Source organism: Streptomyces sp. NPDC060028, from assembly GCF_042736725.1.
GTDB lineage: Bacteria > Actinomycetota > Actinomycetes > Streptomycetales > Streptomycetaceae > Streptomyces.
In genome coordinates this window covers 71,854-92,217 of record NZ_JBHWVJ010000011.1, presented here as the reverse complement: position 1 = coordinate 92,217, position 20,364 = coordinate 71,854, and the positions used below count along the sequence as shown (strand labels likewise).

19 protein-coding genes and 1 pseudogene are annotated in these 20,364 nt (G+C 70.8%); 9 read left to right on the top strand and 11 right to left on the bottom strand.

Annotated features, from left to right (window positions below; genetic code table 11):
* Nucleotides 1–10 precede the first annotated feature (10 nt).
* A complete protein-coding gene (locus ACFWBF_RS08740) occupies nucleotides 11–340 on the bottom strand; it encodes a plasmid stabilization protein (protein WP_385597321.1) in 330 nt (109 codons plus the stop codon).
* A gap of 204 nt (nucleotides 341–544) precedes the next feature.
* Here ACFWBF_RS08740 and ACFWBF_RS08735 point away from each other — a divergent pair, with 204 nt between their 5' ends.
* From ACFWBF_RS08735 to ACFWBF_RS08710, 6 genes are all read left to right on the top strand, one after another.
* On the top strand, nucleotides 545–1,051 hold the full coding sequence (locus tag ACFWBF_RS08735; protein WP_385597318.1) for a DUF6328 family protein: 507 nt from the start codon (nucleotides 545–547) through the stop codon (nucleotides 1,049–1,051).
* Between the two features lie 86 nt (nucleotides 1,052–1,137).
* Nucleotides 1,138–2,517 (top strand): erythromycin esterase family protein, encoded by a 1,380-nt coding sequence (locus ACFWBF_RS08730; protein ID WP_385597316.1) that lies wholly within the window; start codon nucleotides 1,138–1,140, stop codon nucleotides 2,515–2,517.
* Between the two features lie 50 nt (nucleotides 2,518–2,567).
* The gene (locus tag ACFWBF_RS08725) at nucleotides 2,568–2,870 is read left to right on the top strand and encodes a putative quinol monooxygenase (RefSeq protein WP_385597313.1); all 303 of its coding nucleotides are present in this window, start codon (nucleotides 2,568–2,570) and stop codon (nucleotides 2,868–2,870) included.
* 389 nt (nucleotides 2,871–3,259) lie between these two features.
* Entirely contained in the window at nucleotides 3,260–5,122 is a 1,863-nt protein-coding gene (locus ACFWBF_RS08720) for a M1 family aminopeptidase (protein ID WP_385597310.1), read from the top strand.
* A gap of 135 nt (nucleotides 5,123–5,257) precedes the next feature.
* Nucleotides 5,258–5,989 (top strand): hypothetical protein, encoded by a 732-nt coding sequence (locus ACFWBF_RS08715; RefSeq protein WP_385597308.1) that lies wholly within the window; start codon nucleotides 5,258–5,260, stop codon nucleotides 5,987–5,989.
* Between the two features lie 3 nt (nucleotides 5,990–5,992).
* Complete coding sequence (locus ACFWBF_RS08710; RefSeq protein ID WP_385597305.1) at nucleotides 5,993–6,832, top strand: dienelactone hydrolase family protein; 840 nt, start codon at nucleotides 5,993–5,995, stop codon at nucleotides 6,830–6,832.
* A 27-nt stretch (nucleotides 6,833–6,859) separates the two neighbouring features.
* Here the strand turns inward: ACFWBF_RS08710 and ACFWBF_RS08705 are convergent.
* From ACFWBF_RS08705 to ACFWBF_RS08695, 3 genes and pseudogenes are all read right to left on the bottom strand, one after another.
* Nucleotides 6,860–7,225 (bottom strand): annotated as a pseudogene (locus ACFWBF_RS08705) (aldo/keto reductase); the annotation flags it as partial.
* Nucleotides 7,226–7,416: 191 nt separating this feature from the next.
* Nucleotides 7,417–8,985 carry a flavin-containing monooxygenase gene (locus tag ACFWBF_RS08700; protein WP_385597302.1) on the bottom strand — a complete coding sequence of 523 codons (1,569 nt, stop codon included), beginning with the start codon at nucleotides 8,983–8,985 and terminating at the stop codon, nucleotides 7,417–7,419.
* A 210-nt stretch (nucleotides 8,986–9,195) separates the two neighbouring features.
* A complete protein-coding gene (locus tag ACFWBF_RS08695) occupies nucleotides 9,196–10,527 on the bottom strand; it encodes a hypothetical protein (RefSeq protein ID WP_385597299.1) in 1,332 nt (443 codons plus the stop codon).
* A 153-nt stretch (nucleotides 10,528–10,680) separates the two neighbouring features.
* Between ACFWBF_RS08695 and ACFWBF_RS08690 the strand changes: the two genes are divergently transcribed.
* Together ACFWBF_RS08690 and ACFWBF_RS08685 are read left to right on the top strand one after the other, a co-directional pair.
* On the top strand, nucleotides 10,681–11,346 hold the full coding sequence (locus tag ACFWBF_RS08690; RefSeq protein WP_385597296.1) for a hypothetical protein: 666 nt from the start codon (nucleotides 10,681–10,683) through the stop codon (nucleotides 11,344–11,346).
* Between the two features lie 155 nt (nucleotides 11,347–11,501).
* Complete coding sequence (locus ACFWBF_RS08685) at nucleotides 11,502–13,802, top strand: family 20 glycosylhydrolase (protein WP_385597293.1); 2,301 nt, start codon at nucleotides 11,502–11,504, stop codon at nucleotides 13,800–13,802.
* Nucleotides 13,803–13,862: 60 nt separating this feature from the next.
* Here ACFWBF_RS08685 and ACFWBF_RS08680 read toward each other — a convergent pair whose 3' ends face one another.
* The 3 genes from ACFWBF_RS08680 to ACFWBF_RS08670 all read right to left on the bottom strand — a co-directional run bounded on the left by ACFWBF_RS08680 (nucleotide 13,863) and on the right by ACFWBF_RS08670 (nucleotide 16,101).
* The gene (locus tag ACFWBF_RS08680; RefSeq protein WP_385597290.1) at nucleotides 13,863–14,834 is read right to left on the bottom strand and encodes an MASE1 domain-containing protein; all 972 of its coding nucleotides are present in this window, start codon (nucleotides 14,832–14,834) and stop codon (nucleotides 13,863–13,865) included.
* Nucleotides 14,835–14,882: 48 nt separating this feature from the next.
* A complete protein-coding gene (locus ACFWBF_RS08675; protein ID WP_385597287.1) occupies nucleotides 14,883–15,734 on the bottom strand; it encodes a PP2C family protein-serine/threonine phosphatase in 852 nt (283 codons plus the stop codon).
* Between the two features lie 97 nt (nucleotides 15,735–15,831).
* Nucleotides 15,832–16,101: a DUF6225 family protein gene (locus tag ACFWBF_RS08670; RefSeq protein ID WP_385597283.1), complete on the bottom strand. Its 270-nt coding sequence runs from the start codon at nucleotides 16,099–16,101 to the stop codon at nucleotides 15,832–15,834.
* A 136-nt stretch (nucleotides 16,102–16,237) separates the two neighbouring features.
* Here ACFWBF_RS08670 and bla point away from each other — a divergent pair, with 136 nt between their 5' ends.
* On the top strand, nucleotides 16,238–17,152 hold the full coding sequence (gene bla / locus ACFWBF_RS08665; protein ID WP_385597280.1) for a class A beta-lactamase: 915 nt from the start codon (nucleotides 16,238–16,240) through the stop codon (nucleotides 17,150–17,152).
* A gap of 23 nt (nucleotides 17,153–17,175) precedes the next feature.
* Here bla and ACFWBF_RS08660 read toward each other — a convergent pair whose 3' ends face one another.
* From ACFWBF_RS08660 to ACFWBF_RS08645, 4 genes are all read right to left on the bottom strand, one after another.
* Nucleotides 17,176–17,994: an amino acid ABC transporter ATP-binding protein gene (locus ACFWBF_RS08660; protein WP_385597277.1), complete on the bottom strand. Its 819-nt coding sequence runs from the start codon at nucleotides 17,992–17,994 to the stop codon at nucleotides 17,176–17,178.
* A gap of 7 nt (nucleotides 17,995–18,001) precedes the next feature.
* Nucleotides 18,002–18,802: an amino acid ABC transporter permease gene (locus tag ACFWBF_RS08655; RefSeq protein WP_385597273.1), complete on the bottom strand. Its 801-nt coding sequence runs from the start codon at nucleotides 18,800–18,802 to the stop codon at nucleotides 18,002–18,004.
* Nucleotides 18,799–19,605, bottom strand: a complete 807-nt coding sequence (locus ACFWBF_RS08650) for an ABC transporter substrate-binding protein (protein WP_385597414.1) — start codon at nucleotides 19,603–19,605, stop codon at nucleotides 18,799–18,801. The genes ACFWBF_RS08655 and ACFWBF_RS08650 overlap by 4 nt, the downstream gene beginning before the upstream one ends.
* 165 nt (nucleotides 19,606–19,770) lie before the next feature.
* The gene (locus ACFWBF_RS08645; protein WP_385597269.1) at nucleotides 19,771–20,352 is read right to left on the bottom strand and encodes a hypothetical protein; all 582 of its coding nucleotides are present in this window, start codon (nucleotides 20,350–20,352) and stop codon (nucleotides 19,771–19,773) included.
* Nucleotides 20,353–20,364: the final 12 nt, after the last annotated feature.

The window sequence follows — 20,364 nt, the reverse complement described above, 5'->3', positions numbered from 1 at the left end:
GCGCCTCCCGTCAGCTGCCCCCGCCGAGGGCGCGCCGCAGCTGCTCCTTGTTCATCTTGGACCGGCCGTCGACGTTGCGGTTCTTGGCCTCCTGGTAGAGCTGGTCGTACGTGCGCCCCTCGGCGCCGCTGTGGGAGCGGTGGCCGCCGCGCTCTCCGGAGGACATGTCCTCCAGTGACAGGCGGCTCGCGGTCTTCGACTCGCCGTGCCGGGCCCGTTCCTTGTTGACGGTACGGGCGGCGATCTCCTCGGCCCGCTTCTCGCTCTCCCCCCGTTCGAGCACGCTCTCCTTGATGTGCTCGTACTGGCGCTCCCGTTTGGGGCTGGCTCCACGCGGCATGGCTCGCTCCTTCCGGTACGTCGTGCGACTACCCCCGGAGGTCCGGACAAACCTCGGGAATCGGATGGAGCGGGTGGCGCAACAGGGTGTTCGTGGACGGCGACCGCGTGGCGCGGCCGGTATCCGGCAATCGGAAGGAGGGGGACACACGTCCCACGAGCGACCGAGCGACCGACCGACCGAGTCAGCGACGCGGGGAGACCCATGGACAACACCGGCGAGCAGACCCCCTCCGGAGTCGGCAAAGGCAGGAAGGAGACCGTCGACGAGCGCGCGGACCGGCAGTGGCAGGAGCTCATCCAGGAGATCCGGGTCGCCCAGACCGGCGTGCAGATCCTGCTCGGATTCCTGCTCACCGTCGTCTTCGCACCCCGGTTCGAGGACCTGCCGCAGACCGACAGGACGATCTACGTCACCACGGTCATCCTCGGATCCCTGGCGACGGGGGCCCTGATCGGGCCGGTGTCCTTCCACCGGATCGTCTCCGGCCGTCGGATCAAGCCCCAGGCGGTGACCTGGGCCTCCCGGCTGGTCTTCACCGGGATCATCCTGCTCCTCGCGACCCTGACGGCGGCCCTCGTCCTCGTCCTGCGCATCGCCGGCGACCGCGCCCTGGTTCCCTGGCTGGTCTCCGGCGTGCTCGCCTGGTACCTCCTGTGCTGGTTCGCCCTGCCGCTGTGGGCCCGCAGCCGCCACACCACGGAGGACTGAGACCGACGCCGCCGGGGGGCTGGCCCCACCTCGGGTGGGGGGTTGGGGCCATGGCCGCCGTCCCCGCCGGCAGGAAATCTTGGATCATGAAACGACACAAGCCGGCCCTGGCCGTACTGCTCCTCTCCCTCGGCGCCGTGATCGCCGCCGCGCCCGCCTCCTCGGCCTCCTCCACACCGTCGCCGGTGTCCGCCCTGGAACGCGGCGCACACCCACTGCGCACCACCGACCCGCAGGGCAGCCTGGACGATCTGCGCCCGCTCGGCCGGATGGTGAAGGACGCCCGGGTGGTGGGTCTGGGCGAGGCCACCCACAGCTCGCACGAGTTCTTCACGATGAAGCACCGGGTCTTCCGCTACCTCGTCGAGGAACAGGGCTTCCGCAGCTTCGCGCTGGAGGGAAGCTGGAGCACCGGACTGCGGCTCAACGACTACGTATTGAGCGGCACGGGCGATCCGGAGCAGATCATGCGCGAGGAGTTCCAGAGCAGCTACGTCTTCTGGAACACCACCGAATACCTGGACCTGCTGCACTGGATGCGCGCCTACAACATCCAACACCCCGGTGATCCGGTGCAGTTCATGGGCGACGACTTCGGGTACGCCGGTCCGGAGCTCTACGACAAGGTGACCGCCTACGTGGCCAAGGCCCACCCGGCGCTGCTGCCGCGCTTCACCGAGCTGTACCGCGGCCTGCGCCCCGAGACCACCCCCGAAGCCCACATGGCGGCCTATCCGCAACGGCCGCTCGCCGAGCGGAAGGAGATCGCCGACCGGACCGGGCGGGCCCTGGAACTGCTCAAGCAGCAGCCGCCCGGCGCGGGGAGCGACACCAAGGCGTACGACTGGGCGCTCCAGCACGCCACCGCCATCGACCAGACGGCCAGGGGCTACGCCTTCGACTACGACGACCCGCGGCAGGCCGCTCAGAGCATGGGCTACCGGGACTTGATCATGGCGGACAACGTGGACTGGTGGCAGAAGCACACCGGGAACAAGGTGGTGCTGGCGGCCCACAACGCGCACGTCGCCCTGCGAACCCCCGACCCGGCGCACTACCCCGTCATGCAAGGGACCCACCTGCGCGACAAGTTGGGCAAGAACTACGTGAGCATCGGCTCCACCTTCGACCAGGGCTCGTTCAATGCCTTCGGCGAGGACGGCCGGCTGCGGCCCTTCACCGTGGGTCCCGCGAAACCCGGCAGCAACGAGTACACCCTGGACAAGGTGCGCCACCGCGACTACGTCCTGGACCTGCGGACCACCCCGCCCGCGGCCCGCTCCTGGCTGGCCACCGCCCGCCCCACCTGGATCATCGGCGGCAGTTACCCGGGGCAGAACGGGTCGGAGTTCCAGATCGCGCTCGCCCAGTCTCACGACATCGTCATCCATCTCCACCGGATCAGTGCCGCCCGGTTCCTGACCCCGCCGCAGCCGGGACCGGGTGCGGCCGCCTCCTCGCCCTGACGCCACCCTGGACGACGTACGCGGTCAGGGCACTGGATAGGCTTCGGCGCATGTCACAGCCGGTGCAACTCGTCATCCAGATCACCACGCTCCCGGGCCGCGGCCGGGAACAGATCGCCGCGTTCGAGCGTCTCGCGCCGATCGTGCGAGCCGAAGAGGGATGTATGCAGTACGACATGCACCAGGTGCGCGGCGAGCCCGACCGCTTCCTCCTGATCGAGCGGTGGTCCTCGAAGGCGGCGCTCGCCGCACACGACGCCACCGCCCACATGGTCGAGGCCGACGCCGCCAGCCCGGCGTTCCGGGCGGGCCCCGCGGAGGTCATCGAGCTCGCCGCCGAGCCCCTGGCCTGACCAGCCTGACCAGCCTGACCACGACACGACACGACACGGCACGACACGGCACGGCACGGCACGCGGGAGCGGAAACGGGAGCGGAGGGCTCCGTACCGCTCCCGCGGCCCTTCGGCGGCAGCGGACGCACGGGCCCCGAAGCGCATCCACAACGCATCCGGTGAGGGTCGAGAGCACGAACACTTTACCCACCCCTGATGGCATGCTCTGGTCAACTCTGCAAGGCTTCCCGCAGTTGTCGCCCTGACCCCCAGGGAGACACCGCAGAAATCTCACCTCAGCGATCGTGCAAGTGATGCGCACAGCCCGCGGCTGCCCACCGGCGCACCCATGCCGGCGCGGCGGCCACCGAGCAGGCCGGAATCCCGGCCGCCGCAAAGGAGTTTCGTGTGAGATCCACCCCCCACAAGGCCCTCGCCGCGACCGCATGCGCCGTCGCGGCCTTGGCCGCCGTCTCGCTCCCCCTCACCCCGGCGGCCGCCGCCACGCCATCGGCGGCCCCGAGGGCCGCCGCCTGCACCCCGGCGCAGGTGGTCACCAACGGCGGGTTCGAGAGCGGCACTTCACCCTGGAGCCAGTCCCAGACCAGCGTGATCACCAACCGCGCCGGTCAGGCCGCGCACGGCGGCACGTACTTCGCCTGGCTGAACGGTGTCGGCAGTACGCACACCGACTCGCTTTCCCAGAGCGTCACCATCCCGTCCGGGTGCAGCACCGCCACCCTCACCTTCTGGCTGCACATCGACACCACCGAGACGACGACGTCCACCAAGTACGACAAGCTGACGGCGAAGATCGGCGCGACGACGCTGGCGACGTACTCGAACCTCGACAAGAACACCGGATACGTACAGAAGTCGTTCGACGTGTCGTCGTTCGCGGGCCAGACCGTCAACGTGGCCTTCACGGGCACCGAGGACTCCAGCCTCAAGACGAGCTTCGTCGTCGACGACGTCGCCCTCGACACCTCCGGTGGTACGGTCCCGCCCGGGGACTCCACCCGTACCCCGGCCTCGCCCGCCTACACCGTCAGCCTGAGCAGCAACGCCGCCGGCACCGTCTGGACCGGCCACGAGAGCGCGACCTTCACCAACGCCTCCGCCACCGCGCTCGGCGAGGTGTACCTGAGGCTGTGGGACAACTACCACGGCACCTGCTCCGCCATGCCGATCACGGTCGGCAACGTCACCGGCGGCACCGCGGGGGCCCTCTCGGTCGGCTGCACGGCCCTCAAGATCGACCTGCCGGTGCCGCTGCTCCAGGGGCAGAGCGCCACGATCGGCTTCGACCTGGGCATCAACGTGCCCAGCGGCGCCGACCGCTTCGGCTACGACGGGGCCTTCAGCTTCATCGGCAACGCCCTGCCGGTCCTCGCGGTCAGGGACGCAGCGGGCTGGCACCTGGACCCGTACACCAACAACGGCGAGTCGTTCTACTCCCTGGCCTCCGACTTCAAGGTGACCCTGGACCACCCGAGCACCCTGCTCGTACCGGCCACCGGCGCCTCGGTCGACACCCCGGGCTCCAGCGGCCGTACGATCACCACCGCGACCGCCGCCAAGGTCCGTGACTTCGCGTGGGCCGCGGGCCCCTTCGGCAAGATCTCCGGCACCTCCACCGGTGGAACCCCGATCAACATCTACTCCGTCTCGGGGATCAGCTCGTCCGACTCGCAGTCGATGCTCACCACCGCGAAGACCGCCGTGGACGCCCATGCGGCCAGGTTCGGCGCCTACCCGTACGGCGAGCTCGACGCGGTGATCGACAACAACTTCTGGTTCGGCGGCATGGAATACCCCGGGTTCGTCCTCGACCTGGTCAGCACCACCGCCCTCACCCACGAGATCGGGCACCAGTGGTGGTACGGCATCGTCGGCGACGACGAGTACACCAACCCGTGGCTCGACGAGGCATTCACCGACTACGCCACCGACCTCGCACTGAACAAGACCGGCACCAACTGCTGGAGCAGCGTCTCGTGGGCCTCCACGGCGGAGAAGATCACCAACTCGATGGCCTATTGGGACGCCCATTCGTCCCGGTACTCCACCGTCATCTACAGCTACGGCAAGTGCGCCCTGCACGACCTGCGGCGCGTCCTCGGCGACACCGCCATGACCAAGCTCCTCAAGGACTACGCCACTTCGCACTGGTACGGCATCTCGACCACGTCCGAGTTCAAGGCAGCGGCCCAGGCGGCCACGACCACTGACCTGACCTCGTTCTGGACCCAGCACCGCATCGAAGGCTGACGCGGCGCCGGTCCGCCGCGGTGTCTCCGCCTTCGGGCGTCACCGCGGCGGACCGGGCGCGGGTCGCGGTGTCGGCGCACGGCAGCGGGCGTGTGACCATGGCCCGTCGGCACATCCGCACCTCATGGGGGGCCCATGCACGCCCGCACCACCACCGCCACGACCAGACTCGTTGCCGCGCTCGCAGCGCTGCTCGCCCTGGCCGGCTGCACCTCGCCGGGCGAAAGCCGGCCCGCGGCGGTGAATTCCGGGACCTCCGGGGCTACCGGGACTTCCGGGACCGCGCCCGCGCAGAGCGGCGGCTCGGGTTACGAGGGGCCCCGTCCGCAGGATCAGAACCTGCTGGCCTGGACCGGCGACCCCAATGACGCGGGACATGTCACCGCCCAGTCGGCCGCCGGGGTCGGCGGCCGGGTCACCCTGGTACGGATCGTGCTGCGCGAGCAGATCACCTGGTCGAACATCTGGCTCGGCCTGGCCGGCGTCGACCCGAACGCCCAGCTCGCCAACTGCCATCTCGGCGTGTACGACGCCAACGGCCGCCTCCTCGGGGCCACCTCGGACATCTCGCCCCAGCTGATGACCGACGCCATCGCCAAACCGCTCCCCCTCGGCAAGCCGTTCACCGCCGCCCCCGGGACCTACTTCATCGCGCTCCTGCTCAACGGCAACTGGGCCACCAATGGACTCACCCTGAAGTCCACGGGAGCCGGCATCTCGGTCAATGCCGGCCTGACGCCGCCGAAGCTCCGCTACAGCACCGTCCTGACGGGCCAGACCTCGCTGCCGCCGACCGTGAACCTCGCCGATCAGTCCACCAGCACCATCAACACCGGCTGGGGCAGCCAGTGGTACGGAGTCTCCTGAACCATGACAGACCACGACGTGACCGGCTTCACCCAAAGCACCTTCACCCATGACGGCGCCACCCGCCGGGTATTGCGGCGAGGCACCGGACCGGCAGTGATCATCATGGCGGAGATACCGGGCATCACCCCCAAGGTCCTTCGGTTCGCCGAACGCGTGGCGGCCGCCGGCTGCACCGCCGTGCTCCCGGTGCTCTTCGGCACACCCGGCCGCGACGCGAATCCCGCCACCGCCGGCCGGGCGAATGCCGGCCGCTACCTGGCCTCGTCGCTGTGGCAGGTGTGCGTGCGCCGGGAGTTCACGCTGCTCGCCACGGGACGCGGCTCGGACGTCGTACGGTGGCTGCGCGCCCTGGCCGCCGCCGAGCACGAGCGCTGCGGCGGCCCCGGAGTGGGCGCGGTCGGCATGTGCCTGACCGGTGGTTTCGCCCTGGCCATGGCCACCGACGAGCGCCTGCTGGCCCCCGTGCTGTCCCAGCCGTCGCTCCCGCTCGCCGTCACCGCGAGCCGGGCCGGCGCCATCGACATCAGTCCCGATGACCTCGCGGTCGTCCGCCGGCGCTGCGAGCGCGAGGGGCTCCAGGTCCTGGGGCTGCGCTTCCGGGGCGACCGGCTGGTACCCGGGGACCGGTTCGCGTACCTGCGGCGCGAGCTCGGCGAGGCGTTCGTCGCCGTCGAGCTGGACGACAGCGCGGCGAACCCCGAGGCCGCCCTCCCGCCGCACTCCGTCCTGACGGAGCACCTCGTCGACGCACCGGGCCAGCCCACGCGGCAGGCCCTGGACACGGTCCTCGACCTGTTCCGCACGCGGCTGCTCGGGGAGGTGCCCGAAGCGACCGGGTGACGGGCGCGGCCGGTCGGGGCCCCGCCGCTACGCGCCGGCGGCGTCCAGTCGGCCCAGGTCCTCGTGGGCGCGCAGGTAGTCCAGCTGCTCGTGGTCCACGACCGAGGCCGCGTCCAGGCCGGTGCGGGGGCGCAGGTAGGAGTGCTGCTGCCGGAGGGCGACGGGGGCGGGCCAGCCGTGCCGCTCGCAGAGGGCGCGGATGCGCTCCATGCGCCAGGTGCGGACGTTGGACCAGCCGATGTGGCGGGCCTTGCCGGCCCGTACGATCCCGGCCAGGGCCTCAAGGGTCTCCTCCAGCGGTGTGGCACGGTCGTCCACGTGGACGTAGTAGAGGTCGACGTGGTCGGCGCCGAGCCGGCGCAGGCTGTCGTCGATCGAGGCGTGCAGCGTCTTGGCCCGGGCGCCGTCGAACCGGGCCTTGCCCCAGCCTCGCTGACGTGCTCGCCGGTGCGCCCCAGTTCGACGCTTCTCATGGGAATCCCCCTCATGGTCCGCGCGGTCACGCGGGTGGCCGGTGCGTTGGTCGACGAGAGGCTAGGTGCTGGAGTACACACGAGGGCACCCCCGGCGCAGTGGCGGCGGGGTCAGGTGTTCGCCCCCGACCAGGACGGCTGCCCGCCGGGGTGCGGCAGGACGACGGGCCGGGCCGGCGTGTCCCAGGCGTAGGCGTCGGGGTCGAAGCGGCCGAGCATGCGGATCAGCCGTCCGGTGGACCAGGGCCAGGCGAAGGTGTTGCGTCCGCCGGGGGTGAAGTAGTAGCTGGTGCAGCCGCCGGAGTTGTAGACGGTCGTCGCGAGTGCCTCCTGCACCGCGGTGTTGTGCGCGGCCTGGGCGGCCGGGTCGATCTCCAGGGCGCGGTGACGGCCGCGTTCGAGGTGGGTGAGGGCGGCGGTGAGGTAGGTCAGCTGGGCTTCCAGGACGGTGATCGCGGAGGACGAGCCGCCGAGCAGGTTGGGCCCCAGCAGCAGGAAGAGGTTGGGGAACCCGCTGACGGTGGTGCCGAGATAGGCCTGCGGTTCGCCTCCCCAGGTGTCGTCGAGGGTCCGGCCGTGCGCCCCGTAGAGGCTCCGCGCGAGCGGCAGCTGACCCATCCGGAATCCGGTGGCCTCGATGAGGACGTCGGCCCGGACCCGGGTGCCGTCGGCACCGAGGACCTCGTTGCCGCGCACGGCGGTCACGGCGGTGGGGTGCAGGCTGACGTGCGGCTGCGCCAGAGCCGGGTAGAAGGTGCTGGAGGTCAGCAGGCGCTTGCAGCCCAGCCGGTAGTCCGGGGTGAGGTCCCGGCGGAGTCCCCGGTCCGGGACCGCGAGGCGCAGATGTGCGCGCGCCCCGGCCTCGAGGAGGCGGGCGACCCGGGGGTGGCGGAAGGCGTAGCCGAAGCCCTCCTGCAGGGCGTACTGGCCGGCGCGCAGCGCGCCGCGGGCGCCGGGCAGCCGGTCCAGCAGCCGGTTGAACGCCGCGGGCAGCGGCAGGTCGGGTTTGGGCAGCACCCACTGGGCGGTGCGCTGGAAGAGGTCCACGGCCGCGGCCCCCTCCTGGATGGCGGGGAGGACCTGGACGGCGGAGGCTCCGCTCCCCACCACGCTCACGCGGCGCCCGGTCAGGTCGACGCCGTGGTCCCAGCGGGCGGTGTGCAGCACGGGCCCCTCGAAGTCCTCGATGCCGGGCACGTCGAGGCGGTACGGGGTGTGCCACGGCCCGGTGGCGAGGACCAGCACGGCGGCGCGGTAGGGCCCGTCGCTGGTCTCCAGCAGCCAGCGGCCGGACGGCTGGTCCCATCGGGCCCCGTGCACCTGCACTCCGCAGCGCAGCATGTCGCCGATGCGGTGGCGCTCGGCCGTGGCGCGCAGGTAGGCGTGGATCTCCGGCTGCCCGGCGAAGACCCGGGTCCAGGCGGTGTCTGGGGTGAAGGAGTAGCTGTAGAGCGTCGAGGGCACGTCGCAGGCCGCGCCGGGGTAGGTGTTCTCCCGCCACGTGCCGCCGAGTTGCGGACCCTTCTCCAGGATGAGCACGTCGCGGAAGCCTGCCTCGCGCAGCCGGATGCCGGCGCCGATCCCGGAGAAACCCGCTCCGACGACCACGACGCGTACGTCCTTCGCGGCGCGGGCGTCCTTCGCGGCGCGGGCGTCGCCAGTGGCCTGCGCCGGGATCACAGCAGTGCTCCGGCCGGGATTGCTGCGGTCGGGCGGCGGCCCGGGCGTCCGTGGCGGCGTAAAGCTGCCTGCATCAGTGCCTTCTTTCCTCGAAGCGAGCCCTGCATGATCCCGGATCGATCACCTGCCCAGGGCACGCTCCGCCGGCGCCGCCGGCCCTGCAGAAACCTCACACGCTGCGGTTCTCCCCGCCGTCGGCCCCCGATGTCCTCACCCGAACGGGGACAGGGTGTCCTGGGCCGCGCCGATTCCGTGGATGAGGTCCGCGTTGTAGCCCTCGTGAGCGGCGAAGTCGCGGGTCATGTCGACGTACACACCGTCGGGGAGGGTCGACTCTGCCTCGGAGAGGTCACTGCTCAGGCTCCTGAGCTGCTCCGTCACCCTGGCGGTGTCGAAGGCGGAACGCCTCAGCGTCTCGGCCAGGTCCGAGGTCTGCCCGTGGTGCGGGGGGAGCGCCCGCAGTGCCAGGTTCAGGGCGCCGCGCCGGAACTCGGCCAGCCCGAGGGCCAGGTCGATGCCGTCGTAGGAGACCTCGTTGGTATGGGGGTCGTCGTGCTCCAGGCTCGACTCCAGGTGGTACGCGAGGCGCGCGGGACCGGTACCGGAGCGGGAGCCGGAGCTGCGGATGGCGTCGAACATGGGCGAGGCGCACGCGATGTCCCGGGCCAGGGCGCCGACGTACGCACGCGCGTCGGCTGCCGGGAAGTCGAAGCGGGAGCCCCGGTAGCCGGACCGTTCGGCGTCGCGGCGGAATCGATCGGCGTGGAAGGAGAACAGGGCACCGAGCCGGACCGCGGCCAGCTCCGCCACGGGAAAGCGCGTCCGCTCCGCTCTGCGGTACGAGTCGTCGCGCGCGGCCAGAGCCGCGGCGTACTCCCGTAGGCCGCCCGGGGCGGGCGCGTTGACGGCGTCGGGCGGCACCGCGGGGACGGGAGCCCCGCACGGCGGCACCGGTGGCCGGGAGCCGAGTCCCGATGTCTGCGCGAGCACCCGGGGCGCTTCGGCAAGCCCCGCGTCCAGGTCCAGGGCGGGGTCGAGCGCGCCCACCAACTCGGCCCGGAGGTCGCGGAGCCGGGCCTCCACGGCGTCGTGCGTGGTGGCTCCGAGCAACTTGCCCGCGTAGCGCAGGGTCCGACGCACCTTGTATGCGGGCAGCATGAGTTCGTAGCCGATCTCACCGGCGGAGCAGGAGGCCATCGCCATGGCCACCACCCGCCGTTGCCGTGGGCTGAGTTCGGCCAACCGGTCGAGTCCGGCGGCCGGTTGGTCCCGGGCGGGTTCGTCCGCGAGGAGCGGGTTCGGTATCGGATCCTCCGGCTCGGCCCACCCAGCCAGGCCGTCGAGGGCGATCCGGTACGTCCACGTCCGCAGGTCCGGAACACGAACACCTGCGCCGAACCGGGCCGTCCAGGATCCGGCCACGGCCATCGCGTCCTGGGCGGCGCGGGCGGCGACCGGCAGCGCGGCGCCCTGCACACACAGGAACGCGACCAGAGGAGCGGTCTGCGCCCGGTAGAAACCCTCGAAGTCCGTGTCCGTCACGCGGGTCACGCTAGTGCCGTGACCGCGCCTGCGCGATATCCGAGTGCGCCGCCACACCTCCCCGGGTAGCTTCCGGAGCAATGACCACTTCCACCCGCTCCGATGACGCTGACGATGACGTGCGCGGCCGTCTGGGACAGGGAGATACGCCTCATGGGACTCTTCTTCCGCTACAACCTCTTTCGCGACGTGGGGCACGAGCAGGTCTACGAGGCGCTGTCGGACATCTGGTCGGCCCAGGGGCGGCCTCTCGTCGACGCGGGCGAGGACTCGACCGTCCGCGACCGCTACACCCTCCACGCGGAACACGAAGGCTGGACCCTGCTGGGCTGGGACCGGGGCTGGGAGTGGGATCTGCGCCGCAAGGCCCAGTTGCACGTCTCGCGGGTGCTGGACTGTTCCGGGCTGCTGACCTTCGTCTACGACGGTGACTGGTGGGGGTACGAGCTGTTCTCCGCCGGACGGGCGATCGACCGCTACGTGCAGGAGGCCGCGGAGGGCGACTGGTTTCCCGGCCAACCGACCGCTGGACGGCCGGACTTGGTGGTGACGGCGTTCCCGGGGCTCGGCCTGAGCGAGCCCCTCGCCGCGCAATACCTCGCACCGCAGCCCGAGGACCTGTGGTGCGTCGACGATCACCCCTGGGACATCCGTGTCCAGCCCCATGACGCATACACCCGGGGTCACACACTCGCCTTCCAGGACTTCTGGCGGTTCCTCGGGGCGGGCATCTCGGAAGTCCCCCGGGACCACTGGACGATCATCACTCCGGACGCACCCGCGTGGCGGGAGTTCGCCGTGCCGGAACAGCACGCGTGAGCAGACGGCGATACGTGGCCGGAGGGCTCCGCCCCACCGGGCTCGTGCGCAATCATGCGCGATCCAGCCTGGTTTCGAGCATCTATTGACACGGAGTCGGCTCTGCGCTGCACTTGTGCCCCCTTAGCCCCCCACTCACGACTCGGGGACACTCCATGCGTCTGCTGAGATTCCTGATCGCCACCGCCTGCGCGGTGTCCGCGCTGGCCTTACCCGCCGTCACCCCGGCCCAGGCGGCCGCCGGGCCCCCTCAGACCGTTCCGGCCCTGCGTCAATGGACGTCCGCCGCCGGCACCTACACCTTCACCAGCACGAGCCGCATCGTCGTCAATCCCGCCGACACCGCCCAACTCGGCGACGAGGCTGCCACGTTCGCCGAGGACCTGGGCGCCCTGGCCGGCCGCAGCGTGACCGTCGTCACCGGCAGCGCCGCGGCCGGCGACATCGGGCTCGGTCTCGGTGACGCCACCCTGCCCGCCGAGGGCTACCGGATGACCGTCGCGGGCGCGCTCACCATCCAGGCCGGGACGGACACCGGGGCGTTCCACGGCACCCGTACCGTCCTGCAACTGCTGCACCAGTCCGCCTCGGTCCCGGCCGGCACGGCGGTCGACTGGCCGACCAAGGCCGAGCGCGGGCTCATGGTCGACCAGGGGCGGAAGTTCTTCACCGTCGACTGGCTGAAGCAGCACGTCAAGGAGCTCGCGTACCTCAAGCTCAACTACTTCCACTTCCACCTGTCGGACACCTACGGCTTCCGCCTGGAGAGCTCCACCCATCCGGAGATCGTCTCCACCGATCACTACTCCAAGCAGGACATCGCCGATCTCGTGGCCCTCGGCCGCAAGTACCACGTCACGATCGTCCCGGAGATCGACACCCCCGGACACATGAACGCGGTCCTGGCCGCCCATCCCGAGCTCAAGCTCAAGAGCAGCTCGGGCGCGGTCAGCCCCGACTTCATCGACCTCTCGCTCCCGGGTTCGTACGCACTGATCAAGGACCTGGTGAACGAGTACCTGCCGCTGTTCCCGGCCCCGTACTGGCACATCGGCGCGGACGAATACGTCACGGACTACGGCAAGTACCCGCAGCTGCTCAGCTACGCCCGCGCCCACTACGGCGCGAACGCGACCGCCAAGGACACCTACTACGGGTTCGTGAACTGGGCGGACGACCTGGTCCGGGCCGGCGGCAAGACCACCCGGATGTGGAACGACGGCATCAAGTCCGGTGACGGGACGGTCAAACCGAACGCCGGCATCCTCGTCGAGTACTGGTACAGCTACGGCCTCACGCCCCAACAGCTGGCCGACGCCGGGCACGTCGTCGCCAACGAGTCCTGGACGCCCACGTATTACGTCCTCGGGGGCGCGAAGCCCGACACCAAGTGGATGTACGAGACCTGGACCCCGGACCGCTTCGAGGGCGGCAACACCGTGTCCGACCCCTCGAAGAACCCCGGCTCACTGATCCACGTCTGGTGTGACAACCCGACCGCCGAGACCGAGGAGCAGATCGCGGCCGGCATCATGTACCCGCTGCGCGCGCTGGCCCAACAGACCTGGGGTTCCCCGAAGTTGACTACGACGTACGCCGCCTTCACCCCGATCGCGGCGGCCGTCGGCCACAACCCCGCCTGGCCGGGCCTCGCCCAGCCCGGCAACCTCGCCCTGGGCCGCCCGACCACCGCCTCCAGCACCGAGACGGTGAACTTCCCGGCGGCTTCGGCCACCGACGGCGACCCCGGCACCCGGTGGTCCAGCGCCTACGGCGACCCGCAGTGGATCCAGGTCGACCTCGGCTCCGTCCAGACCGTCAACCGCGTCGTACTGCGCTGGGAGGCGGCGTACGGGAAGTCCTTCCAGATCCAGCTCTCTGACGACGCCACCACCTGGCGCACCATCCACTCCACGACCACCGGCGCCGGCGGGGCCCAGGACCTGACCGGCCTGACCGGATCGGGCCGCCACATCCGCGTGTACGGCACCCAGCGCGGGACCACGTACGGCTACTCGCTGTACGAGTTCGAGGTGTACGGGAACCAGTTGGGCGGCGTCCGCACCCTCACCGCGGGCGGCAAGGCGCTCGACGACCCGGCGAGCTCCAACGCCTCCGGCACCCAGTTGATCACCTGGACACCGCACGGCGGACCCAACCAGCAGTGGCAGCTGACCCTGGGCAGTGACGGCAGCCACACCCTGGTCAACGTCTCCTCGAAGCTGTGCGCGGACGTCGCCGGCGGCTCCACCACCGCGGGCGCGGCCGTCGTCCAGGCAACCTGCACGGGCGGTGACAGCCAGCGCTGGAAGATCACCGCGCTCGGCGCCGACGGCTACTCGGTGGCCAACAAGAAGAGCGGGCTCCTGCTGACCACCGCGTCCGGCGCGGACGGAGCCCTGGTCACCCAGCAGCCGGCCAACGGCTCGACGTACCAGCAGTGGCGCATCGCCTGACCCCGGCCCGGCTCGCCTGCCCGTCCGACCGGAGCGGTCGAACGGGCAGGCGTGCAGGCGTCACTCCCCCGGTGGGGGCCAACGCCGCGCCGACTTCCCCGGCGAGAGCTGCTCCACCACCTCGGCCAGGTCCTGGCAGGCCTGCTCGATCCTCAGGCGGATGGAGTTCTGCTCGGTGACGAGCGCCGACAGGAGCAGCGAGGTCAGGGCCGCGCTGCCGTTGAGCGCCTGAAGGTTGGCCATGCTCTCGACCAGCGTGTGATCGGCGAAGGGACCGCTGCGGTCGATGGCGGCCGAGTTCGCCAGCACGGACACCAGCAGCATGCACGGCGCGCTCCCCGCCAACTGGAAGCGCAGGGCCGCCCAGATGAGGAGCGGGAAGACGAGGAAGAGCAGCGCCGACTCGGTCCTGGTGGCCAGGAGGGTGAGCAGGACGGCCGAGAGCAGCAGAGCGGCCGCCTCGGCCCACCGGTAGACGTCGTCGGACAGGCGGATCGTGGGCAGGACCAGGAGCAGCGGCGTGATCACGAGCACGCCCATGGCGTCGCCGGCCCACCAGGTCCACCACACGGTCCAAAATCCGCCGCTCGGCAGGCTGTCGGTGAGCACCAGCAGCCAGGTCCCGACGGTGGCGCTGATCAGCATCGGCGCCAGGCCACCGAGGAAGACCAGCGCCAATCCGTCCCGGAACCGGTCCAGCGCCGTGCGGAAGCCGACTCGGCGGAGCATCAGGAAGGCACACACCGGAGCGAGGGTGTTGCCGGCGATGATCCCGATCCCGACGGGATCGACCGGGCTGATCGACTGGATGACGAGGTAGGCGCCGATCGCGATTCCCGGCCAGACGCGAAGCCCGAGCCAGAGCAGACAGGCGACGGCGATGCCCGTGGGCGGCCACAGGGGTGTGACGGTGGCCCCGTCGAGCACGACCTGCTGGAGCAGCCCCACCCGGCCGCCCGCGAAGTAGGCGGCGGCGACGACAAGGATCCAGAGCCCGGTGAGGCACAGACGTCGCAAGCCCTCGGTGCGCATGGCTTCATCAGACGACAGCCAGCGCCCGCCGGAGGTGCGTGACACGCGTTACGCCGCACTCCGCGTGCCGCCCCGCGGACCCGCGAAGGCCTCGTGGCGCAGGACGAGCACCGCGGCGTCGTCCTCGTGGCCGGTGGAGTCGGCGACCTTCATCACCTCGGCGGCCAGGTCGCCGGGATCCGCGCCCGCCCCCGCCCTGACCACCTCGGCCACGCGGTCCAGCCCGGCTTCGATCGGGAACCTGGGGCCTTCCACGACGCCGTCGGTGACCAGGATGAACGAGCCCGCGGCCGTCAGCCGGCGCCTGGTCACGGGGTACTGCGCGCCCGGAAGCATGCCCAGCGGCAGACCGCCCTCGTCCTCCACGATGCCGTACTGCCCGTCGGTCGTGGCCCAGACGCCGGGCACGTGCCCGGCGCGGGCGCTCTGGATCTCCCCGGCGGCGGGGTCGAACCGTACGAAGGTGCAGGTCGCGAAGAGGTCGCAGTCCACGGAGAGGAGCAGTTCGTTGGCCCGGCTGAGCACCTCGCCGGGGTCGGCGGCGGCCGCGGCCACCGCGCGTACGGCGATCCGGACCTGCCCCATGAATGCGGCGGCCTCCACGTCGTGCCCCTCGACGTCGCCTATGGAGAACCCCAGGGCCCCCTCGGGCAGCCGGAAGCCGTCGTACCAGTCACCGCCGATGCTCAGACCGTGGCGGGCGGGCGCGTACCGGGCCGCCGTGCGCAGCCCTGGGAGGGCCGGCAGCGATGCGGGCAGGATCTCCCGCTGCAATGCCTCGGCCAGCTCGACCCGGGCCTGCTGGAGCTCTGCCCCTTCCCTGGCCTGGGCGGTGAGCCGCCCGAGCCGGGTCAGCAAATCGTCCGCGGTCGCCGACCGCGCGGACCTGTGGGGGGTCATGGACGGCTCCGGGGTGCTGCCGCTTATGGGCTCTGGTGCAAAACGCACGCCCAGTGTATTTCGGCGGCCCGGTGATCACATCAGGAGCGTGGCCCGGTCAGTCCAGGTCGAGGTGGTACGCGCCCGCCTTGGCGTCGGCGAAGAGCGTGAACTGGACCTCGGGCCCGGCGGGGGCGGTGTCGTCGTCGGCGGGGTCCAGCTCCACCGGCTCCGCGTTGACCAGGACGAACTCTCCGTATCCGGCGAAGTCGCCGGGGCCGTCCGCGACGCCGATGTGGATCGGGGTCTCGTCGGGGAGACCGGAGAGGGCGTCGCGCAGTTTCGCCGCGGTCCACACCTCAGGGGTGTGCTCGAACATGTCAGCCATGAACCGAGGCTAGAGCCATCAGGCGGTTACCGGACTCCGGCGCGCCGAATCGAGCCAAATGATGCCAGAGCGAACCAAAGGTGCTACCGATGCGTCCTGATTCCATACGGACCGCAGAAGAACGGGAGATCGCATCGTGGAGACCTCAGGAGCCCGCCCGACCCGCCGCGCCGTACTGGCCGCGGGAGCCGGAGTGGCGCTGGCCGGGACAACCTTGGGCGGGACGGCGTACGCGGCTCCGGCGCGGCAGGAGGGGATCGTCCGCGAGCTGCGCGCGCTCGAGAGGGCGCATGGCGCCCGCCTGGGCGTGTTCGCCCGCGACACGGCCACCGGGCGGACGGTCCTGTACCGGGCGGACGAGCTCTTTGCGATGTGCTCGGTCTTCAAGACCCTCGCGGTGGCCGCGGTGCTGCGCGACAAGGACCGGGACGGGGAGTTCCTGGCCAAGCGGATCCACTACACGCAGCAGGAGGTGACGGATTCCGGACACGGCCCGGTCACCGGGCTGCCCGAGAACGTGGCCAACGGAATGACCGTCGGGCAACTGTGCGCGGCCACGATCTGCCAGAGCGACAACGCCGCCGGGAACCTGCTGCTCCGCGAGCTCGGCGGGCCCGGCGCGATCACCGACTTCTGTCGTTCGGTGGGGGACGGGGTCACCCGGCTCGACCGTTGGGAGCCCGCTCTGAACTCCGCGGAGCCGGACCGGCTGACGGACACCACCAGCCCGCGTGCCATCGGCCGGACCTACGAGCGCCTCGCTCTCGGCGACGCGCTCGCACCCCGGGACCGGGCGCGGCTGAGGGGGTGGCTGCTGGCCAACACGACGAGCACGGAGCGTTTCCGCAAGGGCCTGCCCGCGGAGTGGGCCCTTGCGGACAAGACCGGTGGCGGCAAGTACGGCACGAACAACGATGTCGGCATCACCTGGCCGCCCGGCCGGGCGCCGATCGTCATGGCCGTCCTGACGACCAAGGACCGGCCCGAAGCCGCCGTGGACAACCCGCTGGTCGCCGAGACCGCCGCCCTGCTGGCCGCGGCGCTCGTCTGACGCCGGACGGCCCGGCCCGGACCTCACTCTTCGGGCGGGCCGTCGACGACGGGGGGTTCGACCGCTGCCGGGTCCAGGATGCGGTTGAGGAAGTTCCTGGTGCGCTCGTGCCGCGGATTGCCGACCACCTGCGCCGCCGGCCCCTGCTCGACGATCACTCCGCCGTCCATGAACACGACCCGGTCGGCGACCTCGCGGGCGAAGCTCATCTCGTGGGTGACCACCATCATCGTCATGCCCTCCCCCGCCAGTACGCGCATCACCGACAGCACCTCGCCGACGAGTTCGGGGTCGAGCGCCGAGGTCGGCTCGTCGAAGAGCATCACCGCCGGGCCCATCGACAGGGCTCGGGCGATCGCCACCCGCTGCTGCTGGCCGCCGGACAGCTGAGCCGGGTAGGCCGCCGCCTTGTCCGAGAGGCCCACGCGCTCCAGGTTCTCCCGGGCGACGGCGGCGGCCTGCGCCTTGTCCCGGCCCAGCACCCGCCGCTGCGGCAGGGTGAGGTTTTCGGTGACGTTCACGTGCGGGAACAGGTTGAACTGCTGGAAGACCATGCCGATGCGGCGTCGTACGGCGTCGATGTCGACGTCGAGGTCGGTGACCTCCGTACCGCCGACGAAGACCTGGCCCTCGCTGGGCTCCTCCAGCAGGTTCACGCAGCGCAGCAGCGTGGATTTGCCCGAGCCGGACGGCCCGATGACGCACACCACCTCGCCGCGGGCGATCTCCAGGTCGATGCCGCGCAGGACGTGGTTGTCCCCGAAGGACTTGTGCAGGCCCCGGATCTCGATCTCCGGGCGGTCTGTGGCCATCGTGTCCAGCGGTCCCGTCTTCTGTGACATCTCGTCCTCACGTGGCCTTGTCCGCGCGGGCCTCGAGCCGGCGCACCACGAAGCTCAGGGGCACGGTCACGAGGAGGTAGCACAGGCCCGCGACGAGGATCGGGGTGGAGTTGGCGGTCTCGCTGGCGAGGTCCCGGCCGAACTTCGTCAGTTCCCGTTCCTCCAGCGTCACGCCCAGGAAGAGCACCAGCGAGGAGTCCTTGAACAGCAGGACCAGTTCGTTGGTGAGCGGCGGGATGACGATGCGGAAGGCCTGCGGGATGATCACCGACACCATGGCGCGGCCGTGCGAGAAGCCCAGCGAACGCGCCCCTTCCATCTGGCCCTTGGGCACCGCCTGGATGCCGGCCCGAATCGTTTCCGCCATGTACGCCGCGGCGACCAGGCCGAGGCCGAGCGCGACCTTGCCGTACGTTCCGCCGGGGATCTCCGTACCGGGGAACGCCAGCGGCACCGCCACGCCCACGAAGATGAAGATCAACAGGGCGGGCAGGCCGCGGAACAGTTCGATGTAGACGCCGGCGACCCACCGGTAGGGGGCCACCGACGACAGCCTCATCATCGCGATGACCAGACCCAGCACCAGGCCGAAGACGAACCCCGAGAGCGTGTACACCACCGTGTTGCGCAGGGCGAGGGTGATGATCTCCGGGAAGAGGCGCTGGGCCAGGTCCTTCTGGGCGAACTGGTTCTGCAGCCGGTCCCAGTCGGCGAGGAAGCCCAGCAGGACCAGTACGGCCACGAAAACGGCGTACTGGATGCCCTGCCAGAGGCGGCGGCGCTGCCGCCGGGTCAACCGAGAGGTCACGAGGTGGCCTGGGGCAGCGGGCCGATCCACTGCTCGTAGATCTTCTTGTAGGTGCCGTCGGCCTTGGCGTCCGTGATCGCCTTGTCGATCGCGGCGAGGAGGGCGGCGTTGCCCTTCTTCACGGAGAAGCCGTACTGCTCACCCGTCTCGATGCTCTGCTTCCCGAGGACGAACTCACCGGCGTTCTTCTGGTCCTTGAGCCAGCCCTGGACGACCGGGTAGTCGATGACGACCGCGTCGACCTGTCCCGTGCGCAGTCCGTTGAGCACCGCGTCGGAGCTCTCGAAGGCGACGGGGTTGAAGCCCTGGGCCTTGGCGTAGCTCTCGCCGGTGGTCTCGGCCTGGGCGCCGAGCTTCTTGTTCTTCGCCTTCACGTCGGCGAGCGAGGTGATCCCGCTCTTCTTGGTCGCGAGCAGTGCCTGGGTCGCGTCGAAGTACGGGACGGAGAAGTCGACGTTCTTCTTGCGCTCGTCGGTGATCGTCATACCGGCGGCGGCGAGGTCGCATTCGCCCGAGTTCAGGAAGGCGCCGGTCTTGAAGTTCTCGAAGGGCGTGTCGAGGATCTTCTGTTCGACCTTGAGGTTCTTGGCGACCAGGTCGATCAGGGCCACGTCGAAGCCGACGACCTTGCCGTTCTGCTCGAACTGGAAGGGCGGGTAGGGCAGGTGGGTGCAGGTGGTCAGCTTGCCCTTCTCGACGACGGGCACGCCTCCGGCCGCCTCCCCCTTCCCGCCGCCGGAGGAGGAACAGCCCGCGGCGAGGAACACTCCCGCGGCGGCCGCGGCACCGGCCGCTACGCGCATCCGGGAGCCGCTGCGGAAGGTGCTGCGGTGACTGCGGTGTCCTTCGGCCGTCCAGAACACGGGTGACCTCCACTGTGGCAGGGTGGGCGGCGGTCGCAGGACGTGACCGTCCGTCGTGATCGTAAGCCACCGGCGGCGTGGGGCGAGGGACCATTCGCCATCGGTTCACGATGTACGGGCCGGCCGGCACCGTCGCCGGTGGTAGGAACACGTCAGGGCGAGCAGCAGTGGGCCCCACAGGACGAACAGACCGCTCACGGTCACGGCCAGAGCGCGCCACCAGCCGTTGGTGTACCCGACGAACGAGAACCCGGCGACGCCGAAGACGCCGAGCACCCAGTCGACGGTCAGCCAGGTCAAGGCGAGCCCGGCGGCGGCCGCGGGCACGATGACGACGGAGGGCGCGATGCGGCGGCCGCCGAACACGGGCACGGCGTCGGGCACGACCTCGCCCCAGCCGCGCACCAGGCCGGAGCAGAGCAGGGCGAACGCCTCGGACAGCAGGCTCAGCGTGAAGACGTAGGGCACCGTCAACCAGAGCGGTTGCGGCGAAGAGGGAAGGTCCATCCCCATCTGGAACCCGAAGCCGATGGGCAGCCGCCACAGGCACACCGGCAAGCCGATCAGGGGGATGAGGCGGGCGACCGTCCGGGCCCAGTGCGGGACGGGCCTCTCGGTCGCGGGCCCTGCCGACGCCGGGGCCGGTGCGGGGGCCGCGGCTGGTGGACGCATTGCGTTGACTGCCATGCCTCAAGCCTG

Excerpts from the sequence above, each read along its gene's own strand:
- ACFWBF_RS08740 (WP_385597321.1), bottom strand. The coding sequence starts at position 340 with ATGCCGCGTGGAGCCAGCCCCAAACGGGAGCGCCAGTACGAGCACATC.
- ACFWBF_RS08735 (WP_385597318.1), top strand. The coding sequence starts at position 545 with ATGGACAACACCGGCGAGCAGACCCCCTCCGGAGTCGGCAAAGGCAGG.
- ACFWBF_RS08730 (WP_385597316.1), top strand. The coding sequence starts at position 1,138 with ATGAAACGACACAAGCCGGCCCTGGCCGTACTGCTCCTCTCCCTCGGC.
- ACFWBF_RS08725 (WP_385597313.1), top strand. The coding sequence starts at position 2,568 with ATGTCACAGCCGGTGCAACTCGTCATCCAGATCACCACGCTCCCGGGC.
- ACFWBF_RS08715 (WP_385597308.1), top strand. The coding sequence starts at position 5,258 with ATGCACGCCCGCACCACCACCGCCACGACCAGACTCGTTGCCGCGCTC.
- ACFWBF_RS08710 (WP_385597305.1), top strand. The coding sequence starts at position 5,993 with ATGACAGACCACGACGTGACCGGCTTCACCCAAAGCACCTTCACCCAT.
- ACFWBF_RS08690 (WP_385597296.1), top strand. The coding sequence starts at position 10,681 with ATGGGACTCTTCTTCCGCTACAACCTCTTTCGCGACGTGGGGCACGAG.
- ACFWBF_RS08685 (WP_385597293.1), top strand. The coding sequence starts at position 11,502 with ATGCGTCTGCTGAGATTCCTGATCGCCACCGCCTGCGCGGTGTCCGCG.
- ACFWBF_RS08680 (WP_385597290.1), bottom strand. The coding sequence starts at position 14,834 with ATGCGCACCGAGGGCTTGCGACGTCTGTGCCTCACCGGGCTCTGGATC.
- ACFWBF_RS08675 (WP_385597287.1), bottom strand. The coding sequence starts at position 15,734 with ATGACCCCCCACAGGTCCGCGCGGTCGGCGACCGCGGACGATTTGCTG.
- ACFWBF_RS08670 (WP_385597283.1), bottom strand. The coding sequence starts at position 16,101 with ATGGCTGACATGTTCGAGCACACCCCTGAGGTGTGGACCGCGGCGAAA.
- ACFWBF_RS08660 (WP_385597277.1), bottom strand. The coding sequence starts at position 17,994 with ATGTCACAGAAGACGGGACCGCTGGACACGATGGCCACAGACCGCCCG.
- ACFWBF_RS08650 (WP_385597414.1), bottom strand. The coding sequence starts at position 19,605 with ATGCGCGTAGCGGCCGGTGCCGCGGCCGCCGCGGGAGTGTTCCTCGCC.
- ACFWBF_RS08645 (WP_385597269.1), bottom strand. The coding sequence starts at position 20,352 with ATGGCAGTCAACGCAATGCGTCCACCAGCCGCGGCCCCCGCACCGGCC.